Source organism: Synechococcus sp. N32 (assembly GCF_900473895.1).
GTDB lineage: Bacteria > Cyanobacteriota > Cyanobacteriia > PCC-6307 > Cyanobiaceae > Parasynechococcus.
Genome location: NZ_UCND01000011.1, coordinates 402,598 through 428,014 on the forward strand (window position 1 = coordinate 402,598; position 25,417 = coordinate 428,014).

At 62.4% G+C, this 25,417-nt stretch carries 21 protein-coding genes; 14 read left to right on the forward strand and 7 right to left on the reverse strand.

What is annotated here, in order from left to right:
- Positions 1 to 39: 39 nt before the first annotated feature.
- On the reverse strand, positions 40 to 2,562 hold the full coding sequence (locus DXY35_RS05715) for a glycogen/starch/alpha-glucan phosphorylase (RefSeq protein WP_115081481.1): 2,523 nt from the start codon (positions 2,560 to 2,562) through the stop codon (positions 40 to 42).
- Positions 2,563 to 2,773: 211 nt separating this feature from the next.
- Here DXY35_RS05715 and DXY35_RS05720 point away from each other — a divergent pair, with 211 nt between their 5' ends.
- On the forward strand, positions 2,774 to 4,150 hold the full coding sequence (locus DXY35_RS05720) for a cation:proton antiporter (RefSeq protein WP_115081621.1): 1,377 nt from the start codon (positions 2,774 to 2,776) through the stop codon (positions 4,148 to 4,150).
- Position 4,151: 1 nt separating this feature from the next.
- Here DXY35_RS05720 and DXY35_RS05725 read toward each other — a convergent pair whose 3' ends face one another.
- A complete protein-coding gene (locus DXY35_RS05725) occupies positions 4,152 to 4,502 on the reverse strand; it encodes a hypothetical protein (protein WP_115081482.1) in 351 nt (116 codons plus the stop codon).
- Between the two features lie 20 nt (positions 4,503 to 4,522).
- Between DXY35_RS05725 and DXY35_RS05730 the strand changes: the two genes are divergently transcribed.
- Together DXY35_RS05730 and DXY35_RS05735 are read left to right on the forward strand one after the other, a co-directional pair.
- Entirely contained in the window at positions 4,523 to 5,434 is a 912-nt protein-coding gene (locus DXY35_RS05730) for an alpha/beta fold hydrolase (RefSeq protein WP_115081483.1), read from the forward strand.
- Between the two features lie 26 nt (positions 5,435 to 5,460).
- Complete coding sequence (locus tag DXY35_RS05735) at positions 5,461 to 6,315, forward strand: galactose mutarotase (protein WP_170950522.1); 855 nt, start codon at positions 5,461 to 5,463, stop codon at positions 6,313 to 6,315.
- Here DXY35_RS05735 and DXY35_RS05740 read toward each other — a convergent pair.
- Entirely contained in the window at positions 6,300 to 7,451 is a 1,152-nt protein-coding gene (locus DXY35_RS05740) for an FAD-binding oxidoreductase (protein WP_115081485.1), read from the reverse strand. The genes DXY35_RS05735 and DXY35_RS05740 overlap by 16 nt on opposite strands.
- A 14-nt stretch (positions 7,452 to 7,465) precedes the next feature.
- Here DXY35_RS05740 and DXY35_RS05745 point away from each other — a divergent pair, with 14 nt between their 5' ends.
- Positions 7,466 to 8,812 carry a four-carbon acid sugar kinase family protein gene (locus DXY35_RS05745; protein ID WP_115081486.1) on the forward strand — a complete coding sequence of 449 codons (1,347 nt, stop codon included), beginning with the start codon at positions 7,466 to 7,468 and terminating at the stop codon, positions 8,810 to 8,812.
- Here DXY35_RS05745 and DXY35_RS05750 read toward each other — a convergent pair.
- A complete protein-coding gene (locus DXY35_RS05750) occupies positions 8,711 to 10,069 on the reverse strand; it encodes a (Fe-S)-binding protein (protein ID WP_115081487.1) in 1,359 nt (452 codons plus the stop codon). The two genes, DXY35_RS05745 and DXY35_RS05750, sit on opposite strands and share 102 nt — an antisense overlap.
- 34 nt (positions 10,070 to 10,103) lie before the next feature.
- Positions 10,104 to 11,528: an NADP-dependent isocitrate dehydrogenase gene (locus DXY35_RS05755; RefSeq protein WP_115081488.1), complete on the reverse strand. Its 1,425-nt coding sequence runs from the start codon at positions 11,526 to 11,528 to the stop codon at positions 10,104 to 10,106.
- An 82-nt stretch (positions 11,529 to 11,610) separates the two neighbouring features.
- Here DXY35_RS05755 and DXY35_RS05760 point away from each other — a divergent pair, with 82 nt between their 5' ends.
- The gene (locus DXY35_RS05760) at positions 11,611 to 12,561 is read left to right on the forward strand and encodes a glycosyltransferase family 2 protein (protein ID WP_115081489.1); all 951 of its coding nucleotides are present in this window, start codon (positions 11,611 to 11,613) and stop codon (positions 12,559 to 12,561) included.
- On the opposite strand, the gene DXY35_RS05765 is transcribed toward DXY35_RS05760, so the two are convergent.
- Both DXY35_RS05765 and DXY35_RS05770 read right to left on the reverse strand, forming a co-directional pair.
- Positions 12,544 to 13,749: a ChbG/HpnK family deacetylase gene (locus DXY35_RS05765; RefSeq protein ID WP_244272933.1), complete on the reverse strand. Its 1,206-nt coding sequence runs from the start codon at positions 13,747 to 13,749 to the stop codon at positions 12,544 to 12,546. The genes DXY35_RS05760 and DXY35_RS05765 overlap by 18 nt on opposite strands.
- Entirely contained in the window at positions 13,749 to 14,504 is a 756-nt protein-coding gene (locus DXY35_RS05770) for a 5'-methylthioadenosine/adenosylhomocysteine nucleosidase (protein ID WP_115081622.1), read from the reverse strand. Before DXY35_RS05770 ends, DXY35_RS05765 begins: the two co-directional genes overlap by 1 nt.
- Positions 14,505 to 14,581: 77 nt before the next feature.
- On the opposite strand from DXY35_RS05770, the gene DXY35_RS05775 reads away from it, so the two are divergent.
- From DXY35_RS05775 to DXY35_RS05815, 9 genes are all read left to right on the forward strand, one after another.
- Positions 14,582 to 15,025 carry a hypothetical protein gene (locus DXY35_RS05775; RefSeq protein WP_244272935.1) on the forward strand — a complete coding sequence of 148 codons (444 nt, stop codon included), beginning with the start codon at positions 14,582 to 14,584 and terminating at the stop codon, positions 15,023 to 15,025.
- Positions 15,026 to 15,100: 75 nt separating this feature from the next.
- Positions 15,101 to 15,814 carry a heme oxygenase (biliverdin-producing) gene (locus tag DXY35_RS05780; protein WP_115081491.1) on the forward strand — a complete coding sequence of 238 codons (714 nt, stop codon included), beginning with the start codon at positions 15,101 to 15,103 and terminating at the stop codon, positions 15,812 to 15,814.
- 16 nt (positions 15,815 to 15,830) lie between these two features.
- Positions 15,831 to 16,868 carry a glycosyltransferase family 1 protein gene (locus DXY35_RS05785; protein WP_115081492.1) on the forward strand — a complete coding sequence of 346 codons (1,038 nt, stop codon included), beginning with the start codon at positions 15,831 to 15,833 and terminating at the stop codon, positions 16,866 to 16,868.
- Positions 16,869 to 16,949: 81 nt separating this feature from the next.
- Positions 16,950 to 18,767, forward strand: coding sequence for an ABC transporter ATP-binding protein (locus DXY35_RS05790; RefSeq protein ID WP_115081493.1), 1,818 nt, complete (start codon positions 16,950 to 16,952; stop codon positions 18,765 to 18,767).
- Positions 18,768 to 18,773: 6 nt separating this feature from the next.
- Positions 18,774 to 21,029: a glycosyltransferase gene (locus tag DXY35_RS05795; protein ID WP_115081494.1), complete on the forward strand. Its 2,256-nt coding sequence runs from the start codon at positions 18,774 to 18,776 to the stop codon at positions 21,027 to 21,029.
- Positions 21,026 to 22,180: a glycosyltransferase gene (locus tag DXY35_RS05800; protein ID WP_115081495.1), complete on the forward strand. Its 1,155-nt coding sequence runs from the start codon at positions 21,026 to 21,028 to the stop codon at positions 22,178 to 22,180. The genes DXY35_RS05795 and DXY35_RS05800 overlap by 4 nt, the downstream gene beginning before the upstream one ends.
- Positions 22,173 to 23,432, forward strand: coding sequence for a glycosyltransferase (locus DXY35_RS05805; protein WP_115081496.1), 1,260 nt, complete (start codon positions 22,173 to 22,175; stop codon positions 23,430 to 23,432). The genes DXY35_RS05800 and DXY35_RS05805 overlap by 8 nt, the downstream gene beginning before the upstream one ends.
- Positions 23,429 to 24,553 carry a glycosyltransferase gene (locus DXY35_RS05810; RefSeq protein WP_115081497.1) on the forward strand — a complete coding sequence of 375 codons (1,125 nt, stop codon included), beginning with the start codon at positions 23,429 to 23,431 and terminating at the stop codon, positions 24,551 to 24,553. Before DXY35_RS05805 ends, DXY35_RS05810 begins: the two co-directional genes overlap by 4 nt.
- The gene (locus DXY35_RS05815; RefSeq protein ID WP_011363208.1) at positions 24,550 to 25,404 is read left to right on the forward strand and encodes a sulfotransferase; all 855 of its coding nucleotides are present in this window, start codon (positions 24,550 to 24,552) and stop codon (positions 25,402 to 25,404) included. The genes DXY35_RS05810 and DXY35_RS05815 overlap by 4 nt, the downstream gene beginning before the upstream one ends.
- The last annotated feature ends 13 nt before the right edge of the window (positions 25,405 to 25,417 follow it).

The following is a 25,417-nucleotide window of genomic DNA, read 5'->3' on the forward strand; positions in this document are numbered from 1 at the left end:
AGCCCTGGACAGGAACCAGGGCTTTTTTTGTGGCTGTTTTCAGCGCACGTCGCAGGTGATCTCCACGTTGAGAGGATCCACGGCCCAGATGTTCTTGCAGTATTCGCCGATGGAACGGTCGGAGGAGAAGAACCCGGTGCGGGCCGTGTTCAGCAGTGACATCCGATTCCAGTGCATCCGGTCGCTCCAGGCACGGCTCACCGCCTCCTGGGCCCGCAGGTAGTCGGCGTAGTCGGCCATCACATAGAAGGGGTCGTTACCTGTGAGGTTGTCGAGCAGGGGGCGGAACAGTTCGCCGTCGCCGTTGCTGAAGTGCCCCATCTCGATCAGCCTCAGGGCCTCCTGCAGTTCCGGTAGTGCGGCGATCACATCGCCAGGGCGGTAGCCGTCCTGCTGCAGGGCCGTGATCTCTTCCACGGTCTTGCCGAACAGGAAGAAGTTCTCGCTTCCCACCAGCTCACGGATCTCCACATTGGCCCCATCAAGGGTGCCGATGGTGAGGGCACCATTCATGGCGAACTTCATGTTGCCGGTGCCGGAGGCTTCCTTGCCGGCGGTGGAGATCTGTTCGGAGAGGTCGGAGGCGGGATACACCTGTTCCCCCAACTTCACGTTGTAATCCGGCAGGAACACCACCCGCAGCAGGCCATCCATGTCCGGATCGGCATTGATGGTGTCGGCGATGCCGTTGAGGAAGCGGATGATCAGCTTCGCCATGTAGTAGCCGGGAGCGGCCTTGCCGCCGAAGATCACGGTGCGGGGCGCCATGCCGTCGGTCTGGCCGTTCTTGATCCGCAGGTACTGGGTGATCACCTGCAGGGCATTGAGGTGCTGGCGCTTGTACTCGTGGATGCGCTTCACCTGCACGTCGAACAGGCTGGCGGGGTCCACCAGCACACCGGTGTTGCGGTGGATGTAGGTGGCCAGCTTGCGCTTCACTGACAACTTGGTGTTGCCCCAGAGCTCGAGGAAGCCCTGGTCGTTCTGCCGCTCCTCCAGCTTTCGCAGGTTCTCCATGTTGGAGATCCAGTCGGGGCCAACGTGCTGATCCAGCAGAGCCGACATCTCGGGGTTGGCCAGGGCGACCCAGCGGCGCGGGGTGACGCCATTGGTGACGTTGGTGAATTTCTCAGGCCACAGCGCCGCGAACTCAGGCAGCAGATCGGTTTTCACCAGATCGGAGTGAAGCGCAGCCACACCGTTCACATGGTGGGCACCGATTGTGGCCAGGTGGGCCATGCGCACGGCCTTGCTGCCCTCTTCATCGATGATCGAGAGCTTGCGCTGGATCGCGTCGTTGCCGGGGTAGCGCAGCCTCACCTGCTGCAGGAAGCGTCGGTTGATCTCGTAGATCAGCTCCAGATGGCGCGGCAGCAGGCTGCTGAACAGGTTGAGGTCCCACTTCTCAAGCGCTTCGGGCAGCAGGGTGTGGTTGGTGTAGGCCACGGAGCGGGAGGTGATATCCCAGGCCCGGTCCCACTCCAGATGCCGATCGTCGATCAGCAGTCGCATCAGCTCCGCCACGGCGATGGCCGGGTGGGTGTCGTTGAGCTGAACCGTCCAGTAGTTGGGGAAGTCCTCGACGGACAGTCCGCGGTTGTCGAGGCTGCGCAGCATGTCCTGCAGCGAGCAGCTGACGAAGAAGTGCTGCTGCTTCAGGCGCAGACGCCGGCCTTCGTCGGTGCCGTCGTTGGGGTACAGCACCTTGGAGAGGGTTTCGCTGCCCACCTTTTCCTCAACGGCGCCGTAGTAGTCGCCGATGTTGAAGGCATAGAAGTCGAAGCTTTCGGTGGCATCGGCACGCCAGAGCCGCAGCCGGTCGCAGATGTTCACCCGATAGCCCAGCACCGGCACGTCATGGGGAATGCCGATGGCGTGTTCCGCAGGGATCCAGCGGGAGCGGTAGTTGCCTTTGTCGTCGATGTAGCTCTCGGTGCGACCGCCGAAGCCCACGAAGCAGGCCTCATCGGGCTGGGGCAGTTCCCAGGGCCAGCCGCCCTTGAGCCATTTGTCGGTGATCTCCACCTGCCAGCCATCGCGGATCAGCTGATCGAAGATGCCGAACTCGTAGCGGATGCCGTAGCCGGTGGCCGGGATCTTCAGGCTGGCCAGCGATTCCATGTAGCAGGCCGCCAGACGGCCGAGGCCTCCATTGCCTAGACCCGGTTCCTCCTCCACATCCAGGATCTGCTGCAACGACTCGATGCCGAAATTCTTCAGGGCCTCTTCGGCTTCCTTCTGAATTCCCAGATTCAGCAGGTTGCTGTGGAGCTGCGGGCCGATCAGAAATTCCGCTGACAGGTAGGCCACCGATTTCTGCGGGCGGGCCCGCATCGCTTCGGTGGTGGCCAGGTAGCGCATCATCAGCCGATCACGCACCGCATAACTCAGGGCCATATAGAGGTCATGGCGGCTGGCGGTGGGGGCGAGCTTGCCGAGCGTGAAAAACAGGTGTTCCGTCATGCCGTCGAACACGCTCTTGGCATCGAGGCCGGCGCGTTCTGGGTCGTTGTGACAGCCGGGGGTCGGCAGACGCAGATCGAACGGTTGTGACGTGGTCATGGGGGTTCAGCGAGCCATGGAGCGTGGAATCACCGTCAGGCCAGGGGTGCTCGGAGCCCAACTCAATGAATTACCCGGACCGTAGCCATCACAACTGGGGCTGCCTGCAAAAAAGCGCTTAATACAGCATTCCCGGTCAATTGGGATCATCCAGCGAACAGTTCAGCGGCGGAATCACCATTAAGGTTCGGCGTGAGACATGCCCGGCTTGATGCTGCTGCCCACCCTGCTGAGCGAAATCAGCAGTCACGACCTCGAATTGGCGGAAACGCTGATCGGCGTCCTTCGCTTCATGCTGATCTTCGTGGCGGCCCGCACCCTCGCTGAGGTGCTGGTGCGTTTTGAGCTCCCCACGATTCTTGGGGAACTCCTCGCTGGCGTGCTGATTGGTGCTTCGGGCCTTCACCTTCTGGTGCCACCGGAGACTCAGGTGCAACTTTCCGGAGCTTTCTCCGAGGTGGTGGCCGGCCTTTCGCATGTGCCGGTGGATGAGATTCCAGCCCTCTACAACGAGAGCTTCGGTGCCTTGCAGGCGGTGGCCACGCTGGGTCTGTATTCCCTGCTCTTCCTCACGGGTCTTGAAAGTGAGCTGGAGGAACTGATGGCGGTGGGGGCCCAGGCCTTCAGCGTCGCCGTGGTCGGCGTGGTGCTGCCCTTCGCCCTCGGTACCCTCGGCTTGATGGCGATCTTCCACGTGGATGCGATCCCGGCCATCTTCGCCGGTGCCTCGATGACGGCCACCAGCATCGGCATCACCGCCAGTGTTTTCGGTGAACTCGGCTATCTGCGCACTCGAGAAGGCCAGATCGTGATCGGAGCCGCCGTGCTCGATGACATCCTCGGCATCGTCATCCTGGCCATCGTGGTGTCCCTGGCGGCTGGCGGAACTCTCGAGATCGGGCCCATTGTTCAGCTGGTGGTGGCGGCCGTTCTGTTTGTGGTGGTGGCCCTGTTGTTGAGCCAGAAGGCTGCCCCTGCTTTCGACTGGCTGATTGACCAGCTCAAGGCCCCCGGCGCCAAATTGATTGGTTCCTATCTACTGCTGGCCGTCAGCTGTTTTGTTGCTTCAGCCATCGGACTGGAGGCCGCCCTCGGGGCCTTCGCCGCTGGTTTGATCGCCAGCACCTCCAAGCATCGCCACGAGATTCAGGCGGCGGTCACTCCCATCGTTGGCTTGTTCGCCACCGTCTTCTTCGTGCTGGTGGGTGCAGGAATGGACCTCTCAGTGATCAACCCCTCTGATCCGGGGGCCCGTTCCGCCCTGGTGGTGGCAGCCTTCCTGTTTGTGGTGGCGATAATTGGCAAGGTGGCTGCCGGCTGGGCCATCTTCAGCAAGGAAAAAACAAACAACCTGGTGGTGGGGCTGGGAATGATGCCCCGCGGCGAAGTTGGCCTGATCTTTCTGGGCCTGGGCACCGCTTCAGGGCTGCTCAGCCCTGGCCTTGAGGCGGCGATTCTGCTGATGGTGATCGGCACCACGTTCCTGGCGCCAGTGCTGCTGCGCATCGTCCTCAAAGACAAGCCCCCTGAAGACGGCAATCAGGTTCCCGATGAATTCGCTGCCGATCCCCTGGCGGGTGCTTCCTGAATCAGTCATCTTTTCCGGCATTGGCGAGGACGATCAGAACACTCCAGCCCACGGCCACAACACCAAGGCTGGAGGCCCAGCTCGGACCCAGGACCCAACTGAATCCGAGCTGGGTGACAACGCCCACGACGAGGGCCAGCAGCAGGCTGCTGATCACCAGCACCGGTTGAAGCACCGATTCGGGCAGCTCACTCTCCTTGAGGCTTGATTCCAACGTGCTGAGCGGTGCGCTTAGCGGCACGTAAAGGGCGATGGCCCAGAGCAAAGCTCCGCGCCAGACGGATGCGTCTGCCAGCGGTCCGCCCATCACCTCGTAGCTCACCATCCAGGCCGCTTCAGTGCTGCTTAGCATCGCGTCCCTCGCAGCCGGCTGTGGATCGCGTCACTTGGAGCCATCTCGGCCACACCGTGCACACGGTGCAGCAGCATCCCGAGCAGGACAGCACCGATCATCCGGCGCTTCTGCTGGTTCATGGGTTCGGAGCATCCACCGATCACTGGCGCCACAACATTCCCGTGTTGGCCCAGACCCACGCGGTGCATGCGATTGATCTGCTGGGCTTCGGCAGAAGTGCCAAGCCGGCGGGTCTCAATTACGGGGGTGCCCTTTGGCGCGATCAACTGGTGGCCTATGTGCGCGAGCGGATCGGCCGCCCGACGGTGATCGCCGGCAATTCCCTTGGTGGTTTTGCGGCCCTTGCTGCCGGGGCTGCTTTGGGATCGGACTGTGCGGGAGTCGTGCTGCTCAATGCCGCTGGTCCTTTCAGTGATGAGCAGAAACCGCCGCAAGGCTGGGGTGCCATCGCCCGCCAGAGCATCGGCACGGCCCTGCTGAAGAGTCCGGTGCTGCAGCGGTTGCTGTTCGAAAACCTGCGCCGACCCGCCACGATCCGCCGCACCCTCAATCAGGTGTACGTCGACAAGACCAACGTTGACGATTGGCTGGTGGAGTCGATCCGGCGCCCCTCCCTCGATCCCGGCGCCTTCGGGGTGTTCCGCACGGTCTTCGATATCCCCCGCGGTCAGCCCCTCGATGAGCTTTTCGCGGAACTGACGGCGCCGCTGTTGCTTCTTTGGGGCATTCGTGATCCCTGGATCAACGCCCCCGGTCGCCGCTCCACCTTTCAGCGCCATGCTCCTGAGGCCACCACTGAGGTGGTTCTGGAGGCAGGGCACTGCCCCCACGATGAGGTGCCGGATCAGGTGAATGCGGCGTTGCTGCAATGGCTGGAGGGCCTCAAGTTGGCTGCGGCACCGACAAATGCGGATCTGCTGGCTAAGTGAATGGATGAGCCACCCCGCATCGGCGGATGCCCATGACCCTCACCCAGCAGTCGACCCCCTACGCCCACTGGGACTTCGTGCATCCCAGCAGCGGTGATCGGTTGCGAATCATTCCCGAGCGGGGTGGTCTGGTGAGTGGTTGGTGTTGCGGGGGGCAGGAAATCCTGTATTTCGATCAAGAGCGTTACGCCGATCCCAGCAAAAGCATTCGCGGCGGCATTCCGGTGTTGTTTCCGATCTGCGGCAATCTGCCAGGAGATGTGTTGCCTGTGGATGGCGTCGACTATCCCCTCAAGCAGCACGGCTTCGCCCGGGATCTTCCCTGGCAGCTTCAGTTGCTGGAGGATCAGAGCGGTGTGTGCCTCAGCCTCTCCAGCAGCGACGAAACGCTGAAGGCCTATCCCTTCCCCTTCCGTTTGGAGATGGAGCTGCGCCCGGTGGCCTCTGCCTTGGAGATCTCCACCACCGTGCACAACTGCGGTGATGCCGCCATGCCGTTCAGTTTCGGCTTGCACCCCTACTTCAACGTGAGCGATCTGGCCCAGACCCGGCTCACGGGTCTGGCGGAACGCTGCCTCAACCATCTGGAGATGGCGGAGGCCGCCACCGCCGATCAGCTCAAGCGTCTGTCCGAAGGGGTGGATTTCCTCTGCCGGCCTGCGGGTCCTGTCAGCTTGATCGACGACGCCACCGGCGTGACGCTGCAGCTGCAGCATCAGACACCGCTGGACCTCAGCGTGGTTTGGACTGAGCCCCCGCGGCCAATGGTTTGTCTGGAACCCTGGACCGGTCCGCGCCAGGCCCTGGTGAGTGGTGATCGAAAACTGGTGCTCGAGCCCGGTGCAATCCAGACCCTGGCCTGTCGCTACAGCGTCTCCTGATTCACCCCCGGCAGGCGGCCGCGGCTGAGCTGCTGTTTGGGGTCGAACTGGCGTTTCACCGCTTCGATCAGCGGTCGGGAAGGACGGTCAAGCCAGACCGGCACGGTTGATTCGGCCGCGCGTTTCAACAGCGTCATTTCGCCGCCGAGGCGGATCACGCTGCGGCGTAGCGCCTCCAGCTGGTGATCCGCTGTCGCCGCGTCGCACCAGCCATCACCGCAGCCGGCTCCTGCGGCCAGCTCCCAGGTCCATGGTTTGAGGGCCCTCATCGCCTCATCCCGCAACAACCGGTGCAACTGGGCCGGCGGTAGCACCAGCCGCACCAGCTGCGCAGAGGGGCTGGCATCGAAGGGTGTGGTGAGGGCATCGGAACATGCCTGGCGTTCGGAGCTGAGCTGTTGGTTCAGCGCCAACGCCTCGAGCTGCTTCAGCTGATCGTTCACCGCCTGCTCCGAGACGCTGCTCACCACCAGCCGCAGCCGCCAGGCACCATCGCCGCCGTTGATCCAGTCACAGCGTTCCGGCGTCAGGCTGGAGCGCAGCAGTTCGCTGCGAAAGGCCTCCTGGGCCTTCAGGTCGCCTTCCACAAGCAGGCCGCTCCGGGCGGGCCGCAGCGGTTGCAGCCGCAGGGTGAGTTCGGTGATCAGCGCCAGGCTTCCCCAGCTGCCGCAGAGCAGCCGCATCAGGTCGTAGCCCGCCACGTTTTTCACCACCCGTCCACCGGCGTGGGCTTCGACGCCATCCGCCCGCAACAGGCCGATGCCAATGATCTGATCGCGCACCCCCAGATGGCGCTGCCGCAGTCCCCCCGCCAGTCCACGGGCCACCAGGCCGCCGATGCTACCGGCAGCGCCGGCTCGGGGCCAGTCAATGGGCAGCCATTGCCCCTGCTCCGCCAGCAGATCCTGCAGGTCCTGCAATGGCATGCCGGCTTCCACCGTGATGGTCAGATCGTCCACGGCATGGTCGATCACCTGGTTGAGCTGCCGGCAGGAGAGCACCTCATGGCGGGGATCCAGCGGCGGACCCCAGTCCAGGCGTGTGCCCAGGCCACTGGGACTCCAGGGGGTGCCGCTCTGGTGCCACTGGCGCACCAGATCAACCAGAGCACTGCGGCTGGCGGGGGAATGGCTCACGGCACGATGGTGCCATGAAGGTTGTGGTCATTGACGACGATCCCACCGGCTCGCAGACGGTGCACAGCTGCCCGCTGCTGCTGCGCTGGGATGTCGACACCCTGCGCCGGGGGCTGCGTCATGCGTCGCCTCTGTTGTTTCTGCTGGCTGACACCCGGGCGCTGATGCCCACGGATGCCGCGGAACGCAACTGCGGTATTGCGGTGGCCTTGGATCAGGCGCTGCAGCGGGAGGGATTGGCCCGTGATCAGGTGCTGCTGGTGAGTCGTGGTGATTCGACCTTGCGCGGCCATGGGGTGCTGGAGCCTGAGGTTTTGCAGGCGTCCTTCGGGCCCTTTGATGCCACGTTCCATGTTCCGGCGTTCTTGGAAGGAGGCCGCACCACCGTGAACGGGGTGCATCTCCTCCACGGGGAACCGGTGCACACCACGCCGTTCGCTCAGGATCGGCTGTTCGGTTTCACCAGCAGTGATCTGGCCCGCTGGTTGGAGGAGAAGAGTGATGGGTCCATTGCCGCGGCGTCCGTGCAGCGCATCTGTGGCCGGGAGCTTGATGCCGCCTGCGCAGCAGGCCTGCCGCTGTTGATTGATCGTCTGCGTGGGCTCCAGGGCAATGCCTCTGTGGTGGTGGATGCCGAGCGGCAGGAGCAGCTCACCGCTCTGGCCGCAGCGGTGCGCGCCCTGCAAGGGCAGAAACGCTTTCTGTTCCGTTCCGCCGCCAGCATGGTGAAGGCCCTGGCGGATCCAGGCCCGCCGCCGCTTGATCCCAAGGGCTTAGCGGGGTTGCGACGGTTGGCTGACGATGGAACGCCTCTGCCGGGCCTGGTGATGGTGGGCTCCCACGTGCCCTTGGCGGATCAGCAGCTGGAGCTGTTGCTGCAGGAATCGGGTTGCCAAGGGGTTGAACTGTCGGTGCCGCGCATCGCTCGGGTGCTGGAGGGGCCGACACCCGACCTGTTGCTGGCGGATCTTGAGCGGGTCTGGTTGCAGCAGCTGCGGGCACTGCTGGATCAAGGTCTGACGCCGGTGTTGTTCACCAGCCGCGGTGAGCTGCGTTGTGCTTCCGAACAGGAGGGCCGGCGCTTGTCCTGCGCTCTGGGCGAGTTGATGGGGCGACTCGCGTCAGCCCTGGCTCCTGATCTGGGCTATCTGCTCAGCAAAGGTGGCATCACCACCCAGACGCTGCTGGCACGGGGGCTGGCCCTCGAGTCGGTGCAGCTGGAAGGGCAGCTGCTGCCGGGTCTGTCGTTGGTGCGTCCGTCAGCGGGGCCCTGCAGCGGACTGCCGATCCTCACCTTCCCCGGCAATCTCGGCGTTGCTGGCACGTTGAGGGACGCCTGGCAGCGGATGGAGGCCGGCTGAGGCGGCCAGCAGTTCCATCGGATGCTGCACCTGGGCCCGATCGCCCAGATGGCGCCGCAGCTGCAGGGTGCAACCGATGTTGGCGCTGGCCACCAGTTCGGCGCCTGTGCTGCTGAGGTCGTCGGCCTTGATTCGGCCCAGTTCGGCGGCTTCCTCTGGCTGCACCAGGTTGTAGATGCCGGCGCTGCCGCAGCACACCCCCGCCTCGGTTGCTTCCCGCAGCTGAACGTTGGGGATGGCCCGCAGCAGCTGGCGGGGCTGGGCCTGGATGCCCTGGCCATGGATCATGTGGCAGGCGTCATGCATGGCCACGACGCCGGGAAGTGGTTGCAGTTGGGCGCGGAACGACTCCAAAAGGCCGCGGTCCGCCAGGAATTCCTGCACATCCAACACCGGAGCGCGGAAGGCCGCCTTGCCGTTCAGGAGCTCGCCGTAGGCCTTCATCGTGTGGCCGCAGCCCGAAGCAGCCACCAGCACCGCATCCAGATCCCCCTCAACGGCATTCATGCTCCGGATCAGATCCGTTGCCAATTGGCGCGTGAGTTCCAGCTCTCCCTGGTGATGGCTCACCGCCCCGCAGCAGCCCTGCTCTGGCGGAATCACCACCTCAAATCCGTTGGCCTGCAGCACTTTCACCGTTGCGGTGCTGACGCTGGGATCGAAGCAGCGCTGCACGCAGCCCAGCAACAGCGCCACGCGGCCGCGGCGTTTCCCGCTGGCGGGGTTGATCTGGGGCAGTTGGTCGCTGAAGCTTTCCGGCACCAGGGGTGGCAGCAGCTGCTCCATCGCTTCAATTTCGGGCCCTAACAGGCGTGTGAGCCCGGAGCGGCGGGCAAGCTGTTGCAGTGGTGTGCCGGCGTAGGCCCTTAGGGGTTGCAGCAGGGCCCGCAGGCGCTGGGGGTAGGGCAGCACCTGCAGCAGCAGCTTGCGGAAGCTGGTTTGCCAACTGCTGCGCTGGTTGGCCTGATTCAGCTTGGGCCGGGTGGCTTCGATCAGCTGGTCGTAGCGGACTCCCGAAGGACAGGCGGAAACACAGGCGTAACAGCCCAGGCAGGTGTCGAAATGGCTCGCCACCGTGGCATCCAGCTCCAGGTCACCGGCTTCGATCGCCCGCAGCGCATGGATGCGGCCGCGGGGTGAGTCCATCTCACTGGCCAGCACGCGATAGCTGGCACAGGTGGGCAGGCAGAAGCCGCAGTGCACGCAGGGGTCTGCTGCGCCTGCGGGAAGCCCGGGGAGCTGGGTTGGAGAGGCCATCGCCTGAGTCTGGCGTGAATGGCAGCTCTGGTGATCAGAAGCGCTGGATGATCGCTTCGGCGAAACCGCTGCAGCTCACCGGATCCACCTGGGGCTCCATCAGTCGGGCCAGGTCGTAGGTGACCTGCTTGTCGGCAATGGCGGCACTGAGGCCCTTGGTCACGAGATCAGCAGCCTCCTGCCAGCCGAGGAACTCCAGCATCATCACGCCGCTGAGGATCACCGAACCGGGGTTGATCCGGTCGAGGCCAGCGTGTTTCGGGGCGGTGCCGTGGGTGGCTTCGAAGATGGCGGCGTTCTCGCCGATGTTGGCGCCGGGGGCCATGCCCAAGCCACCGACCATCGCGGCGGCTGCGTCGGAGATGTAATCGCCGTTGAGGTTCAACGTGGCGAGGATCGAATACTCCTGGGGCCGGGTTTGGATTTGCTGGAAAATGCTGTCGGCGATGCGGTCATCCACCAGCACCATCTCCTTCCGCTTGCCGCCACCATGGCTGGTGCCGATGGCGTCGATCACCGCCTGCACTTCGGCGTCGATGTCGGCTTTCTTCTCTGGAGTGAGGCTGTCGTAGCCAGGCTCGATCATGCGGGCGTTGGCCTGCACGCTCAGGTTGGGATCCTTCTCGAGGTTGCCGAGGATCCAGCTTTCCCGCTCGGTGATGCACACATCGCGGAATTCGGTGGTGGCCAGTTCATAGCCCCAGTCGCGGAAGGCTCCTTCCGTGAACTTCATGATGTTGCCCTTGTGCACCAGGGTCACGTGGCGCTTGTCGCCCTGAAGACGCAGGGCGTGCTGGATGGCCTTGCGGATGTGGCGCTGGCTGCCGGCTTTGCTCACCGGCTTGATGCCGATGCCTGAACCCTCTGGGATCTGGCGCTTGCCCAGTTTGCCGTTGGCAGGGATCACAACCTCGTTGAGGTGCTTGCGCAGCTCCTGGCCAACGGGGTCATCGGCTTCCCATTCCACCCCCATGTAGATGTCTTCGGTGTTCTCCCGGTAAACGATCACGTCCAGATCCTGGGGACGCTTATGGGGGCTTGGGGTGCCCTCGTAATAGCGGCAGGGCCGCACGCAGGAATATAGATCAAAGATCTGGCGCAGGGCCACGTTCAGCGAACGGATGCCACCGCCCACGGGTGTGGTGAGGGGGCCTTTGATGGCTACGCCGTAGGTGCGGATCGCCTCGAGGGTGTCCTCCGGCAGGTACTGGTAGGTGCCATAGAGGTCGCAAGCTTCATCGCCGGCGTAGACCTTGAACCATTCGATGCTCTTGCTGCCGCCATAGGCCTGTGCCACGGCTGCATCCAGCACCTTCTGGGTTGCGGGCCAGATGTCCACGCCGGTGCCATCGCCCCGGATGAAGGGAATGATCGGGTTGTCGGCCACCACGGGCTGACCGTTCTCGAAGCGGATCGGTGTGCCCTGGCTCGGGGCGGTGAGCTTCTCGAACTGGGCCATGGCGGTTGGTCGGGCGTCAGCAGGCCGAGCCTATGACTGAGCCGGGAGCCCTACGGTTTCAAACAGTGCAGACCGCGCATTGATGGCCAGCGAGCAGGTGTGGGTGGTGGCGGCCTGCTTCAACGAAGCAGAGGTAATCAGCGTCTTCTTAGAGCGGGTCATGGCCTTGCCGGATGTGGACCATCTGCTGCTCATTGATGATGGATCATCCGATGCCACGGTGGCGGTAATCCGTGCCTGGCAGCAGAGCCATGCCGACCAGGCCGTCACCCTGTTGGAACTCACCCGCAACTTCGGCAAGGAGGCGGCGATGCTGGCGGGGCTGGACTATGCCAATGGCCGTTGTGCTGCTGCGGTGCTGATTGATTCCGATCTGCAGCATCCGCCGGAGCGGATTCCGGCGATGGTGCATGCCTGGCGCAACGGCGCTGAGGTAGTCACCGCGGTGCGGGATGACCGCGATGCCGAAGGGCTGGTGAAGGTGGCCACGGCCTCCTGGTTCTACCGGGTGTTCAACCGCCTGGTGGATTCGATTCAGTTGCAGGAGGGCGCCGGCGATTTCCGCCTGTTGAGTGCGCCGGTGGTGGAGGCGGTGACCCAGTTGCGTGAGGCCACCCGTTTTTCCAAGGGGCTGATGCCTTGGACCGGCTACCGCAGCGAGGAGATCGCTTACAGCCGGGTGGCCCGCGTTGGAGGCAGTACGTCCTGGAGCTCCCTCAAGCTCTGGCGCTATGCCCTGGATGGCATCTTTTCGTTCACGGTGAAGCCTCTGAAGGTTTGGGGTGTGATCGGTGTGCTGATTTCGTTCCTGAGTTTTGTCTATGCCGCCCTGATCGTGCTGCGCACCCTGGCCTTTGGTGTCGACCTGCCGGGCTACGCCTCACTGATCGTGGCGGTTCTGTTTCTGGGGGGAATTCAGCTGATCGGCATTGGCGTTCTGGGCGAATACATCGGTCGGATCTACATCGATGTGAAACGGCGGCCGCACTATTTCGTCAGGGCCGTGCATCAGGGCTCAGAGTTTCTGCGCTGAAGCCCACTCCTTTTGGCGGTTGGTCGAATTGAAAAAGGCCACCGACTGCTGAAAAGCCTTTTGATTCATGCCTGACACAGCATTGGGCAGCCCTGGGTGGATGAGCACAACAGACTGTGAGGCACGATCAACGGCGATGGAGTTGTAAGCCGTTTCCCAGCTGCGGCGGAACGCTGTTCCGAACATCGATCCACTGAACAACACCCCGGCGAAGCGTCGGTTGGTCTGAAGTCCAGCCCTGTGCAGACGGGGAACCGCCAGCCCGCTCAGCAGCTGCAGAACCAGCCACTTGATCAGACCGCCTGTCTGCAGACTGCGCCACCAAAGCCGGAGCGACAGACCTTCCGGCAGGGATTCCCGCGTCGTGCGCACCCAGGTGATCGATTCGGAACGGGACAGATCCAGCACCGCATCCAGCACCAGGGGCACGAGGTGAATGTGCTGGTGGCCATCGAGGCGGATGTGCTGCAGTCCTGTGAGCTGGCGGTAGCGGCTGATCTGCTGCAGCAAAACAGCGCGCAACTGAGGGGCGATCCGTTGTCGCTGCCAGGGCAGGAGCGAAGCCAGCAGCAAGCGTCCGAATCCGGTCGGAAGATCCGGGCTGTCGGGCAGGCCATGCCCCTCAGTGAGACAGACATGCAGGCTGAGCGGTGGTGGGTCGGCAAGGTCTCGCCACGCCTCAACGGCGGCGGTCGCGCTGGGACCATTCACCAGAAGACTGGCCCCCTGAAGCCGCCCGCTTTGGGCCAGATTGAGGATGGCTGCATCCACGCCCTCCGCCAGGCCGAGATCATCGGCGTGAAGCAGAGGGGGTTGGCCGTTCTGATGCTCACGGGCCTTGGCGCTGAAGCGGGCCGCTCGGCTCCAGATCACGGCATTCAGCAGCGTGGGTGTGAATACCAGCACCAGGGTCGGGGCCTGGAGCAGCGGTAGGAGTGCGCACACACTGAGGTTGACCGCGTACTGCAGCAGCAGCCAGCGACGGGCGAACTGGCGCCCCCCCGTCTCCTCCCGGAACGTCAGCAGGGCATGGCCGAGATACCCCGCCATGGAGGCGGCCAGGAAGGCGATGGGGTTGGCCAGGCTCAGGCTCATCCACGGGCCCAGCAGCAGCAGCACGATGATGTGAACGGCTGCGGCCGCGCCCCCCACCAGGCCGTAGCGCAGCAGGCGGTTCAGCAGAGGCATCATGCGCACTGTGGGGGCGTGTTGTTGCAGCGCTGCAGCAGGGCCTCAATCAGCCGCCAGGCCTTTTGGTCGTAGCGTTTGACGAAGTCTTCAAAGCTCTGGGCCGCCGTCTCATCGGCACCATCGGAAATCACTCGCAGCACCAGCCAGGGGACGCCCTCCTGCTCGGCCACCTGTGCGACGGCGGCGCCTTCCATCTCAACGGCCCGCAGGTCGGGCAGGGCATCCCGCAGCGCTTGCAGCACCGCTGGATCGCCGATGAAACGATCTCCTGTGGCGATCAGACCGCTGCTGGGCCGAGCAAATCCGTCCAGATCGCCTGCGCTATGGGCCTCCAGCAGAGCGGTCTTGGCCCATTTGAACCAAGCCGGCTGCGGTTGGAGCCGGTCCTGCTTCAGTGCTGGCAGCGTGAAGCGTGGAAACAGGGGTCGGGCATCCATGTCGTGCTGCACCACGGCATCGGCCAACACCACATCCCATTGACGCAGGGTTGGATCCGCAGCCCCGGCAACGCCGGTGAACACCAGCAGATCGATGCTGGGATCACTCGCGAGCAGGCGTGTGGCGGCCCGTGCAGCGCTCACCTTGCCCCAGCCGCTCCAGGCCAGGCTGAGGCGCACCGTGTCGTTCCACGATCCCCTGTGGATTCTCAGGTCGCCGTGGTCGCTGCAGCTCAGATCCTTGAGGTGGCTGAGATCCGAGCCGATCTCCTCCGGCATGGCGCCCAGCAAGCCGATATGCAGCGGTTGCGTCATGGTTTCGTGAACCTCGCGCAACCGTAACGGCGACCTCTTGCTTCTCCCTGCACACTGTGCGGAATCAGGAGGTTGCAGTGAACGCGGGCGAGTCGGTACACAGCGTGGCCCGGATGCGAGCACTGGCGTCCACCATCACCCTTGTTCGCCGTCAGTTTCCGGTTGCTCAGGCCAACCTCAGCCCCTGGCGGGACGACCCGCAGACCCGACAGTGGAGTGAAACGGAATCACTCGACCTCTCCTTTCATTTCCCTGGCTGGAGTCCACGCCTGGAATGCCGCAGTTTGCTGATGCAGTTGCGGATCAGCGCGGAGCGGGGTGACGACCAGCTGCGCCTCCTGGGGGTGTTGATGCGGGGCATGACCTATGACGGCGAACGCTGGCGCCTCGCCACGGTTGGTGAATGGTTGCCGGAAGGTCCCCACCTGCCTCAGCAGCAGCAGGTGAAGCAGCTCCAGCAGATCTGTCGCGAGTTGTTCGAACTGTTTGATCGGAATGCTTCGTCCGATACAGCGGCGTAACCCTTCGCAACGCTCGTGACCACCCTTGCGTGGACTGCTTATAGGGTCCCTCTATCGGTCCAATCACAAGTAACCATGTCTGTCGCCCTTGCTGCCCAGCTCCGGGAAGGCACGAAAAAGTCGCACACCATGGCCGAGAACACCGGCTTCGTGAGCTGCTTTCTGAAGGGAGTCGTTGATAAGGCCAGCTACCGCAAGCTGGTGGCTGATCTGTATTTCGTCTACTCCGCCATGGAGGAGGAGATCGGCAAGCTGACCGATCATCCGGTGGTGGGTCCTGTTGCCATGACCCAGCTGAACCGTCGTGAGGCACTCGAGCAAGACCTCACCTATTACTTCGGCGACAGCTGGAAGGACGACATCCAGCCCTCCCCCTCGGCGGCGGCCTACGTGGAGCGCATTCATGCCGTGGCCCAGGAGTCACCCGAGCTATTGGTGGGTCACCACTACACCCGTTACCTCGGCGATCTCTCCGGTGGCCAGATCCTCAAGAACATTGCCCAGAAGGCGATGAACATGGAGGGTGATGCGGGCCTGCGCTTCTACGTCTTCGATGACATCGCCGATGAGAAAGCGTTCAAGACGACCTATCGCTCGGCCATGGACACGCTGCCGATCGATCAGGCCATGGCCGATCGCATCGTTGAAGAGGCCAATCATGCCTTCCACCTGAACATGAACATGTTCAAGGAGCTGGAGGGAAACCTGGTCGCCGCCATTGGCAAGGTGCTGTTTGGTTTCCTCACCCGCCGTCAGCGGGCCGGCAGCACGGAGGCTGTTGCGGCCTGATTCGCTGTCTAAGTCATTGGCCCCTGCGCTTGTCCGCTTTCTGGTTCCCGGCACCAGTGCCAGGTTCCGGGGTGGCGGACTCAGCGTCGAACAACAGACCGCCCGACTGGTGGAAAGTCTGTGCCCGACGGAACTGGTCACCTACCGCGAACGCTCACCCGACCATCCGTACCTGGACGATTGCCTTCGCCTGCAGCCCCCGGATCCCAAGGTTCTCTGGGTGGTCAGCTGGGGCTTTAATGTACCCGGTTTGATCCAACGGCTCAAAGGCCGTCGGGTTATATACCACGCCCACAGCAGCGAGTACGGCTTCGACTTGCCGCCAGGTGTACCGGTGTTGGCCGTCAGCCGCAACACCTTGGGCTATTGGGGCAACAAAGCTCCCCGCAATCCGCTGCTCCTGGTTCCGAATGCCCTGGGCCAGGCCTGGCTCGACCGTGGCGACCGTTCGATAGGCCAGCATCGACCGATCGATGTGCTGGTGCAGGCCCGTAAGAGCAGCCCCTATGTGCTGAAGCAACTGGTGCCGGCGTTGCAACAGGCGGGTCTTGTGGTGGAGGTGCAGACCGGCTGGGTGGATGACCTCGTGGGTCTGTTCAATTGCTCCACCGTGTACCTCTACGACTCAGCGGAGTACTGGCGCGGCCGCGGCGTGACCGAGGGCTTTGGATTGCCGCCGCTTGAAGCGTTGGCCTGTGGATGCGTTGTGTTCAGCAGCCTGAATCACGCCCTGGCGGACTACGGCGACCCTGGGCACACCGTGCATCAGATCGGTTGTGGGCGGCTTGATTTCGATCTCGAGCGGATCAAGGCTGCTGTTGCCTCTCCTCAGCACTGGAGGCCCGCCGGCGATCGCTTGGAGGTGCTGCTGCAGGAGTGTTCAGAAGCTTCGCTGTTGCAACGCTGGCGGGATGCCTTCGTTCATCTAGATGCTTTTGAGGCTTCGTCGGGGCCATCCTTGAGCAGTCTTCCCACGTGGCGGTTACGTCTGCAGCAGCTGCTTTCTCGGCTGCAGCGAGTGGTCAATCGGTTGCCCGGCTGGCCGAAGGGATAAAACCATCCCCCGCGACCCCGACTTAAGTTCTTTGAGGCACTGTCAGAACTTGATTCAGACGAAAGTTCTGGCCATTGAGAGATGTTGATGCAGAGCAGAACCCTCAGTGATCTTGCGGTTCTGTTGAATCATTTGCCACGGCGGCGTCTGCGGCTGATGGGGGTGGTTCTTGTGGCCTCCTTCCTTCAAGGCTTGCTCGACATGTTGTTGGTGGGCCTGATGGCTCGCATGGTTGGTTTGCTTGCGGGCGTGAAGCTGCAGGATCAGATCCCAGGGATTCGCGTGTTTGGTGGGTCGTTGCTGGATCAGGCGGGTTGGCTGATTGGTCTGCTGATCGCCGCATTTTGGTTCACCTCCATCATTCGTTTTGGTGTTTCGCTGATGCAGAGCATGCTCAGCGCGGAAATTTGGAACGATTTGGTGAACAGGGTGTATGCCAATTTGATGCGGCAGCGCTATGCCTTTTTTACAGAAAATCGAACAGCAAATCTCTCGGAAAGTTTCAACCGAGTTTTGAATCGTATCTCCACAGCAGTAATCAGTCCTCTGATCACTATTGCTGGCAACTTGTTGTCTGTTGTTGTTTTGCTTGTGGGCGTCAACATTATTCTTGGCTGGAAAGCCTTGTTGATGTTTGCCTTGATGTTGATGGCCTATGTGGTGTCGTCACGTTTGATCACGCCTTATTTGCGTTTGGGAACCAAGCAGCGGGTTCGCTACACCAGGCGAATTAACATGATCCTCATGGAATCCCTTCGCTCGATGCGGGATGTCCAGCTTTATTCAGCAGATCAATATTTCACGTCTCGTTTTTCCCGCGATGGGGTGATCGCAAAGCGGTATGACCGTCTGACCCGACTGCTTCCTGATGTTCCGCGTTATGTGATCGAACCAGTTGCTGTCACCGTTCTCTTCGCCATTGGTGTAGGGCCTTCGCTGATGGCTGGGGACATGGAAAGTGTTCGCGAGAGCTTGCCTCTCATTTCAGTGATTCTTGTAACGCTGCTCCGGATTTCTGGTCCGCTTCAGTCTATGTTCCGCAGCGTGAATAAGTTGCGTGGTGGCTTGCCGGAGATCAAGGATGCTCTCGATCTGCTTCAACTGAAGCCGGAACGTCTCACCTTGCAAAGCCCGGGTGTCCCCTCCCCCAGTGGTGTGTCCCCCCGTCGTCTGATTCAGCTTGACAACGTCGGTTTCACCTACGCCGGCCGTGATCAGCCTGTGCTTGAGGGGATCAATCTTTCCATTCCTGTTGGTTCGCGTATTGCGCTGGTGGGCCGCACGGGCAGTGGCAAAACAACTTTAGCCCACATCATTCTTGGCCTCTACACCCCAAGTTCTGGTGAGCTTTGTCTCGATGGGATTCCTCTGACTGCGGAGGAGATGCCTGCCTGGCAGGCCAATTGTGCATTGGTCCCGCAGGACATCCGTTTGTTGGATACCAGTGTTCGCGAAAATATCGCCTTCGGTCAGTCCGGTGACGCCATTGACGATGATGAGGTTTGGAATGCGCTGGCTGCAGCTCAATTTGATGACGTTGTGAGCCAGATGCCTTATGGGCTTTACACGATGATTGGTGAAAATGGTGTGAAGTTGTCCGGAGGACAGCGTCAAAGACTCTCCTTGGCTCGTGCTTTTTATCGAAAGGCAAGCGTCTTGATTTTGGATGAGGCGACAAGCGCGTTAGACAACAAAACGGAGCATGAAGTGATGCAGGCCCTCGACATCATTGGTCGCCGTTGCACCACGATTGTGATTGCCCATCGCTTGTCGACGGTTCGTAAATGTGATCAGGTGTTTGAAGTGAGTGATGGCCGCATCAAGGCGTCCGGCAGTTTCGAAGATTTGGTCAAAATTTCAGACAGTTTCCGTGAAATGAATCGATTGGAATCAACCTGACCACCGATGGCTGATTTCGTTGTCTTGGCAACGGCGGATTGGGACCACCGCCTGTGGACGAACAAGCAGCACACCGCGCTTTCCCTGCATCGGGCTGGCCACCGCGTGCTGTACATCGAGTCTCTTGGGTTGCGTCCCCCGCGTGCTGATCGTCAGGACCGGCAGCGGATCGCCAAGCGACTGAGGCGGATGTTCAGCCCGCCCCGCCAGGTCGAGCCGGGCTTGTGGATCTGGTCACCGATGGTGATTCCCGGTGGGACACGCGGGGTGTTGATGCGGATCAACCGGGTGCTGTTCAGCGCCGCTCTGGCCTGGGTGCTCCGGCGTCTGCGTTTTCGCTCGCCACTGTTGTGGACTTACAACCCGCTGACCGGTCGTTATCTCAACCTCAAACGACGTGCTGCAGCTTCGACGTCGTCGATGTTCTCCGCTGCCGTTTACCACTGCGTTGATCGCATTCATGCCCAGCCAGGCATGCCCGCGACCTTGATTGCTGACAGTGAGCGCCAGCTGTGTCGCACGGTGAATGTGGTGTTCACCACGTCTCCTGATCTTCAGGCGTCGTTGATGCAACTGAATGCCTGCACATACCACTACGGCAACGTTGCCGATCAGAGCCATTTCGCCGCCGCCCTGGATGCGCCCCACGCCCCGAAGCATCTGGCTGGCATCCCCAAGCCTCGCCTGATGTTTGTCGGAGCTATCGATGCCTACAAGCTTGATTTACCCATGCTGACGGCCTTGGCCCATCAACGTTCGGAGTGGTCGTTCGTTTTGCTGGGCCCTGTTGGAGAGGCCGATCCGGACACACGCATTACTGCCCTTAAGGCTTTGCCCAATGTGCACCTCATGGGTTTGCAACCCTATGCCGATTTGCCGGCATGGCTCGCTTACGCCGATGTGGCTCTGCTGCCACTGCAGGAGAACACCTACACGCAGCACATGTTTCCGATGAAATTCTTCGAATACCTGGCAGCCGGGCGACCCGTGGTGGCCACCCGAATTCCGGCGTTGCGCCCCTACGTCTCTGGAGCGTTGCTTTGCCCTCCGGATGCGGAGGCATTCGAAGCCGCCATCGCGATGGCATTGGCCGGTGATGGCCCACCTCTGCAGCAGCGCTTGGCGCTGGCCGCTGAACACACCTATGAAAGCCGCACCCGCAAGATGCTTGCTGACCTGCAGCGGGAGGGATTGTTGGATGCGGCTTCAAGTGGCCGGTCGATGCTGCGGGCCCAAACCCGAACCTGGCCATTGCAGCGGCTGTTGATGCCGGCCCTGTTTCGCTCGGTGCGGTTGCGCAACCGGTGTGGGCGCAGTGAAGTCGGACGTCAGCTGTTGGGCTGGATTGATGGGCACCATCCGATTGAGCCGCAGGTGCTTGATGCACAGATTCCCCGCCTCATCCAGAAAGGGCTGTATGCCGAGGCCTTGGCGCTGATGGAGCGCTCCTGGTTGGAGCTCGGCCGCACCGATCACCTTCAACACCTGTTGTTCCGCCGTGGCGCCAGGCCCAAGGTGCTGGAGGAGCAGATCGCTTTGTTTGAGACCCTGGGTTCCAGCACCCGCCTGCCCCTCAGCTACCGCGCCTACTGCAGGGTCGTTTGTGCTTACCGCGCTGCTGAAGCCAAGAACCCCGAGCTGATGTGTGCTTCGCTCGCAGCGTTGGACGAAGTGGCAACAGGTCTGGAAAACGATCCCAACACACCGTTGTGTCGCCAGGGGAATCGCTTCAACCGCGCCAAGTTGCTGATCTCCTGTTACGCCACCTCGCTGCGGCTTCATCTCACCCTGGCGGATCGCTCTGGTGCCGCTCGCCTTGGGCGGCGTGCGCTGCAGTTCTGTGCACGCCTCGATCTCACCACGATCGAAACCGATACCTCCTTCCGGCTCACACGGAATCTGATGCGCGTGCTGGCGATCAATGCTGTTGAGGCCTGGGCTTCAGCAGATGTCGCGCTCTACTGGCAGGCGAGGCAGGCGTTGCAAGCCGTTCATGATCATGCCCATCGACCGGAGCATGATGATCGCGAGGTGCAGGAAGACCACCGTGGCTTCGCCGTTCAGGTGATGGAGCGTGTCGCACTGATGGACCCCGCTCTCGCCGACGAGGCCGCAAGGCGCAGGGCCACTGAAGATTTGATGCTGTTGCTGTTCCGCGCCAAGATCGTTAACGAGTCTTGGCGGGCCGAGCGGTTGCCGGGAGTGTTGCCTTGTTTCGAGGGCTTTCTTAAGCCTCACCCTGCAACGTCGAGTACGCCATGACCCGAAGGGTCGTGCTTTACATCGATTCCCTCAAAACCGGTGGAGCCGAGCGCGTCACCCTTCTGCTTTCACGTTGGCTTGTGGAAGCCGGCTGGCAGGCCACGGTGCTCACCCGCCATGGTGCGTCCCGCGATTTTTATCCCGTCCCGGCAGGTGTTCAACGGGCTCTCGAACCCGGAGATCCGATCTGGTTAAGACGCTTCGGGCCGCTGGGTTTTCCCCTTCGCGTGCTGCGGTTGCGCGCATGGTTGCGGCGCCATCAACCTGATCTGGTTCTCGGCATGACCACCCTGCCGGCGATCAAGCTGCTGCTGGCGGTGCGGGGCATGGCCTGTCCATGCATCGTCTCGGAACGGAACTTCCCTCCTTTGAAGCGGCCGAGCTGGCCGTGGCGGGTGCTGCGGCGGCTCACTTACCCATGGGCCCAGCTGCATCTTGTGCAAACCGAAGCCACGGGTCGCTGGCTGGCCCAGCATTTGAAGGCGCGTCCCCAACTTTGTCTGCCCAACCCCGTGGCCTGGCCTTTGCCCCGGTTTGCGCCCGATCCCGACCCCATCGCTTGGTTGCTCCGCCGGAATGTCGGAGCTGACCAGCAGGTGCTCCTGGCTGTGGGAACCAAATCCCATCAGAAGGGCTTTGACCGTTTGGTTGCCATGTTTGGCCTGTTGGCGCAGCGGTATCCCGCCGTGCATCTGGTGATCCTTGGCCTCGATCAGGGGCAATATCACGGTGTTGACCAACAGGCTCAGTTGCGCCGATTGCTGCCGCAGGCATCCCACCGCTTGCACTTCCCCGGGCGGGTGGGCAATGTGCAGGATTGGTACGAGCGGGCCGATCTGTTCCTGCTCTCCTCTCGCTACGAGGGTTTTCCCAACGTGCTGCTCGAAGCCATGGCCAGCGGCTGTTGTTGCGTCTCTTCCAACTGCCCCCAGGGTCCAGCCGAGTTGATCCGCGATGGTGTTGATGGTCGTTTGTTGGCGAACGATGCCACCCCGGAGACCTGGGCTGAGCTGGTGTCGGAGCTGCTGGAGGACTCAGGCCAACGCCGGCGCTTAGGGGATGCGGCTCTGGAGGTGCGGCAACGCTTTTCAGAGGGACGCCTGCGCCGGTGTTTCATGCACGGCGTGTTGCAGCTGGTTGGTGATGACTGAATCAGTGTCGGCTGCAGGCCGTGATGATCTCTGGCTGGTGTTGCCACATCTCGGAGCGGGGGGCGCTCAGAAAGTGGCCTTGATTGCCGCCCGTCATTTTGCGGCGCAGGGCTTGAAGGTGAAGCTGGTGACGCTGATCCCGGGGCATCCTGTGGCCCATACCCTTCCCGACGGGATTCCTTGGCTCGAACTGGGGGCGCCGACCCATCGCTCCTGGTGGGCCCGCGCTGGTCGTTTCGCCCTGGCGCAGCTTGACAAGCTCATCCGCCTGTTCTTCCAGCTGCAGTTGCGCTGGTTCGAGGGTTGGTTTCAAACCTGCGTCCGTCCCCAGGGGCTGGGGCTCGCCATGAGGCTCTTTCATGTCGGTACTGAGGCGACGGCTGGCTTGCGTTTGCGCCAGTTACGCCGGGAGTTCCGTCGTCAGCGGCCCCATCGGGTTTTGGCTCTGCTGACCCGCACCAACATCACCTGTTGTTGTGCCGCTTGGGACTTGCCGATTCACCTTGTTGTGTCGGAGCGCAACGACCCCTCGCTTCAGCTCCTGCCGGAGGTGTGGCAGCGCCTGCGGCCGCTTGCCTATCGCCGGGCCGATGTGGTGACCGCCAACACAGCCGGCGTTCTCTCGGCTTTGGACTCCATGGGGGCTTGGGAGCGGTTGGCCCTTCTGCCCAATCCGTTGCCTGGCGCCTCCAAGGCTGCGGCTCGCGGAGATCAATCGCGGGCCTCTGGCTTCATCAGTGTTGCCAGGTTGGTGCCCCAGAAAGGCCTGGATGTCTTGGTCGCTGCTCTGCCGAAGCTGAGCGGATCCGCAGCTGCATGGCCCGTCAACCTGGTGGGTGATGGGCCCGAGCGTGAGGCGTTGCAGCAACAGGCCAAGGATCTGGGGGTCTCCAGTCGGCTGCGCTTCCTGGGCTTTCGCTCAGATCCAGATCAGTTCCTGGCGGAAGCTGCCGTGTTTGTGCTCCCCTCCCGTTTTGAAGGCATGCCCAATGCTCTGCTGGAGGCCATGGCTGCCGGTCTGGCTGTGATCGTGACGGACGCATCCCCTGGCCCTCTGGAGGTGGTTGAGCCCGGGATCAGTGGATTGGTCGTTCCAAGCGATGATCCTGCCTCTCTAGCGGAAGCCATGCAGGCGCTGGTTTCGGATCCAGACCGTTGCCGGCGGATGGGGGCAGCGGCCAAGGCACGGATTGTTGCGTTGGATTGGCCCCAGTTGGAACCGCTCTGGCGGTCGATCCTGGCGTTGTCATGACCGCTCGTGTCCTGGTATTGGCCCCGACCCGGCGGGCGCGGACGGAAACCTTTGTGCGCGCCAATCTGGCCCGCTTGCCCTTTGCGGTGGAGGCCTGTTTCGGGGATGAGATGCCTTGGCGCGAGCCCCTCAAAGCGCTCTATGGCCTGGCGGTGCTGACCAGCAAAGTCTGCACCCGCTTGGGCTGGCTTCGGCTGGCCACACTTCCCACTTCAATCGTGGCCATGCTTTTGGTGAAACGCCACCGGCCGGATGTGGTGATGGTGGAGTTCGGTTTCCATGCCGTCAGGGTGATGGAGCTGGCTCGTCTGGGAGTTCCCTTGGCGGTTCACTTTCGCGGCGCTGATGCCTCAGCGGAGCGCTACCTGAAGCGCCTCGAGCCGCGCTACCGCCGTTTGTTTCAGCTCACCTCGGCTGTGATCGTCAAGAACCAAACGATGCGGAGCCGATTGATCTCCCTCGGCGCCCAGCCGGCACAGCTCGTGATCAGTCCATCCGGTGCCGATGAGCAGCGGTTTCAGGGAGCCACTCCCGCATCCATGCCTCCGCGGTTTCTGGCGGTGGGACGCTTTGTGGCCAAAAAAGGCCCGCTGGACACCCTGGAGGCTTTTGCTCTCCTGCAAGGCCTGACGGACCATGCTGATGCCTGCAGCCTGGTGATGGTGGGTGATGGACCTCTCCTTTCCGTCGTGCAGGACAGGGCTCACCAGCTGGGACTTGAGCATCTTGTTCAGTTCCCAGGCGTGCTTTCGCCGGATGCAGTGGTGCAGGAGATGAGGCGTGCACGGGTGTTTGTGCAGCATTCCCGCACAGCGGAAGATGGTGATGAGGAGGGATGCCCTGTCTCCGTGATGGAAGCCCAGCTTTGTGGTCTGCCCGTTGTGGCGACCCGTCATGGCGGGATTCCAGATGTGGTTGTGGATCAACAGACCGGAAGGCTGGTGGAGGAAGGCGACCGTTGGGGGATGGCGGAGGCCATGGCCTTGCTGGCTGATCGTCCGAGACTTGCCGCTGCTTGGGGGGCTGCCGGTCAACGTCGGACCCAGGCACGATTCACCGTGAAGCACCACGTGGATCAGATCACCATGCTGCTCAACGATCTGGTGGAGCACAGAGCATGAGCAGCAAACGTCTGAAGTTGCTGCTGATCCGGGGGCTCGGCCACAGCGGTACAACCATGCTGGATCTGGCCCTTGGGGCGCATCCACAGATCATCGGCCTGGGTGAAGCGGCACGAATTCTGGCGACGCCAAAGCCGGGGGATGAGCATCGTGGGCCCAGCCAACTTCGTGGTGCCCATCGGTTTGAGCGACGTTGCACCTGTGGGGTCGTTGCGGCGGAGTGCCCCATCTGGGGCCCTCAGCTTGAGTGGCTTCGCCTGCACGACCAAATGCCGATGCAGGAGAAAGTGCTGCGGCTGCTGAAGGGTTCCCCCCACGACGGCGGGGCCGTCTGGCATGTGGATTCGTACCAGGACGATCTGGAGTTGACGCGGTTGCCCGAGGCGATGTTTGACATCCGGATCATCCATCTCGTGCGCGATGTGCGTTCCTGGGTGCATTCCCGCGCCAGGGCCGGCCGCAAGTCCGATCTGCGTTGGCCTGCCATGCGTCAGCTGGCGCGTTGGTGGCGTGTCAACGCCAAGTTCGAACGGTCTTTCCGGCAGTCTCCTTACCCGGTGTTTCATCTGGGGTATGAGGAATTTGCGCTTCAACCCCAGCGCAGTTTGGAGTTGCTCTCCACCTGGCTGTCCATCGATTTTCAGGAGGCGATGCTGGCTCCCGGCCAGAACAGCAGCAGCCACATCCTTGCGGGCAATCGGGTGCGTTTTGATGCGGAGCGCAGTCGAACAATCGCCTACGACGGCGCTTGGTTAGGAGCGCCGGCACCCACGGCTGCCCATCTCGGCTTGCTTTTGCCCAACGTGGCTCGCATGAACCGCCGCCTTGTGTATTCCAACGGTTTGCTGTGACGGGCTGCTGTGC

Excerpts from the sequence above, each read along its gene's own strand:
- DXY35_RS05715 (WP_115081481.1), bottom strand. The coding sequence starts at position 2,562 with ATGACCACGTCACAACCGTTCGATCTGCGTCTGCCGACCCCCGGCTGT.
- DXY35_RS05765 (WP_244272933.1), bottom strand. The coding sequence starts at position 13,749 with ATGCCTCTGCTGAACCGCCTGCTGCGCTACGGCCTGGTGGGGGGCGCG.
- DXY35_RS05815 (WP_011363208.1), top strand. The coding sequence starts at position 24,550 with ATGAGCAGCAAACGTCTGAAGTTGCTGCTGATCCGGGGGCTCGGCCAC.
- DXY35_RS05800 (WP_115081495.1), top strand. The coding sequence starts at position 21,026 with ATGACCCGAAGGGTCGTGCTTTACATCGATTCCCTCAAAACCGGTGGA.
- DXY35_RS05805 (WP_115081496.1), top strand. The coding sequence starts at position 22,173 with ATGACTGAATCAGTGTCGGCTGCAGGCCGTGATGATCTCTGGCTGGTG.
- DXY35_RS05735 (WP_170950522.1), top strand. The coding sequence starts at position 5,461 with ATGCCCATGACCCTCACCCAGCAGTCGACCCCCTACGCCCACTGGGAC.
- DXY35_RS05770 (WP_115081622.1), bottom strand. The coding sequence starts at position 14,504 with ATGACGCAACCGCTGCATATCGGCTTGCTGGGCGCCATGCCGGAGGAG.
- DXY35_RS05755 (WP_115081488.1), bottom strand. The coding sequence starts at position 11,528 with ATGGCCCAGTTCGAGAAGCTCACCGCCCCGAGCCAGGGCACACCGATC.
- DXY35_RS05790 (WP_115081493.1), top strand. The coding sequence starts at position 16,950 with ATGTTGATGCAGAGCAGAACCCTCAGTGATCTTGCGGTTCTGTTGAAT.
- DXY35_RS05780 (WP_115081491.1), top strand. The coding sequence starts at position 15,101 with ATGTCTGTCGCCCTTGCTGCCCAGCTCCGGGAAGGCACGAAAAAGTCG.
- DXY35_RS05720 (WP_115081621.1), top strand. The coding sequence starts at position 2,774 with ATGCTGCTGCCCACCCTGCTGAGCGAAATCAGCAGTCACGACCTCGAA.
- DXY35_RS05750 (WP_115081487.1), bottom strand. The coding sequence starts at position 10,069 with ATGGCCTCTCCAACCCAGCTCCCCGGGCTTCCCGCAGGCGCAGCAGAC.
- DXY35_RS05760 (WP_115081489.1), top strand. The coding sequence starts at position 11,611 with ATGGCCAGCGAGCAGGTGTGGGTGGTGGCGGCCTGCTTCAACGAAGCA.
- DXY35_RS05810 (WP_115081497.1), top strand. The coding sequence starts at position 23,429 with ATGACCGCTCGTGTCCTGGTATTGGCCCCGACCCGGCGGGCGCGGACG.
- DXY35_RS05795 (WP_115081494.1), top strand. The coding sequence starts at position 18,774 with ATGGCTGATTTCGTTGTCTTGGCAACGGCGGATTGGGACCACCGCCTG.
- DXY35_RS05725 (WP_115081482.1), bottom strand. The coding sequence starts at position 4,502 with ATGCTAAGCAGCACTGAAGCGGCCTGGATGGTGAGCTACGAGGTGATG.
- DXY35_RS05745 (WP_115081486.1), top strand. The coding sequence starts at position 7,466 with ATGAAGGTTGTGGTCATTGACGACGATCCCACCGGCTCGCAGACGGTG.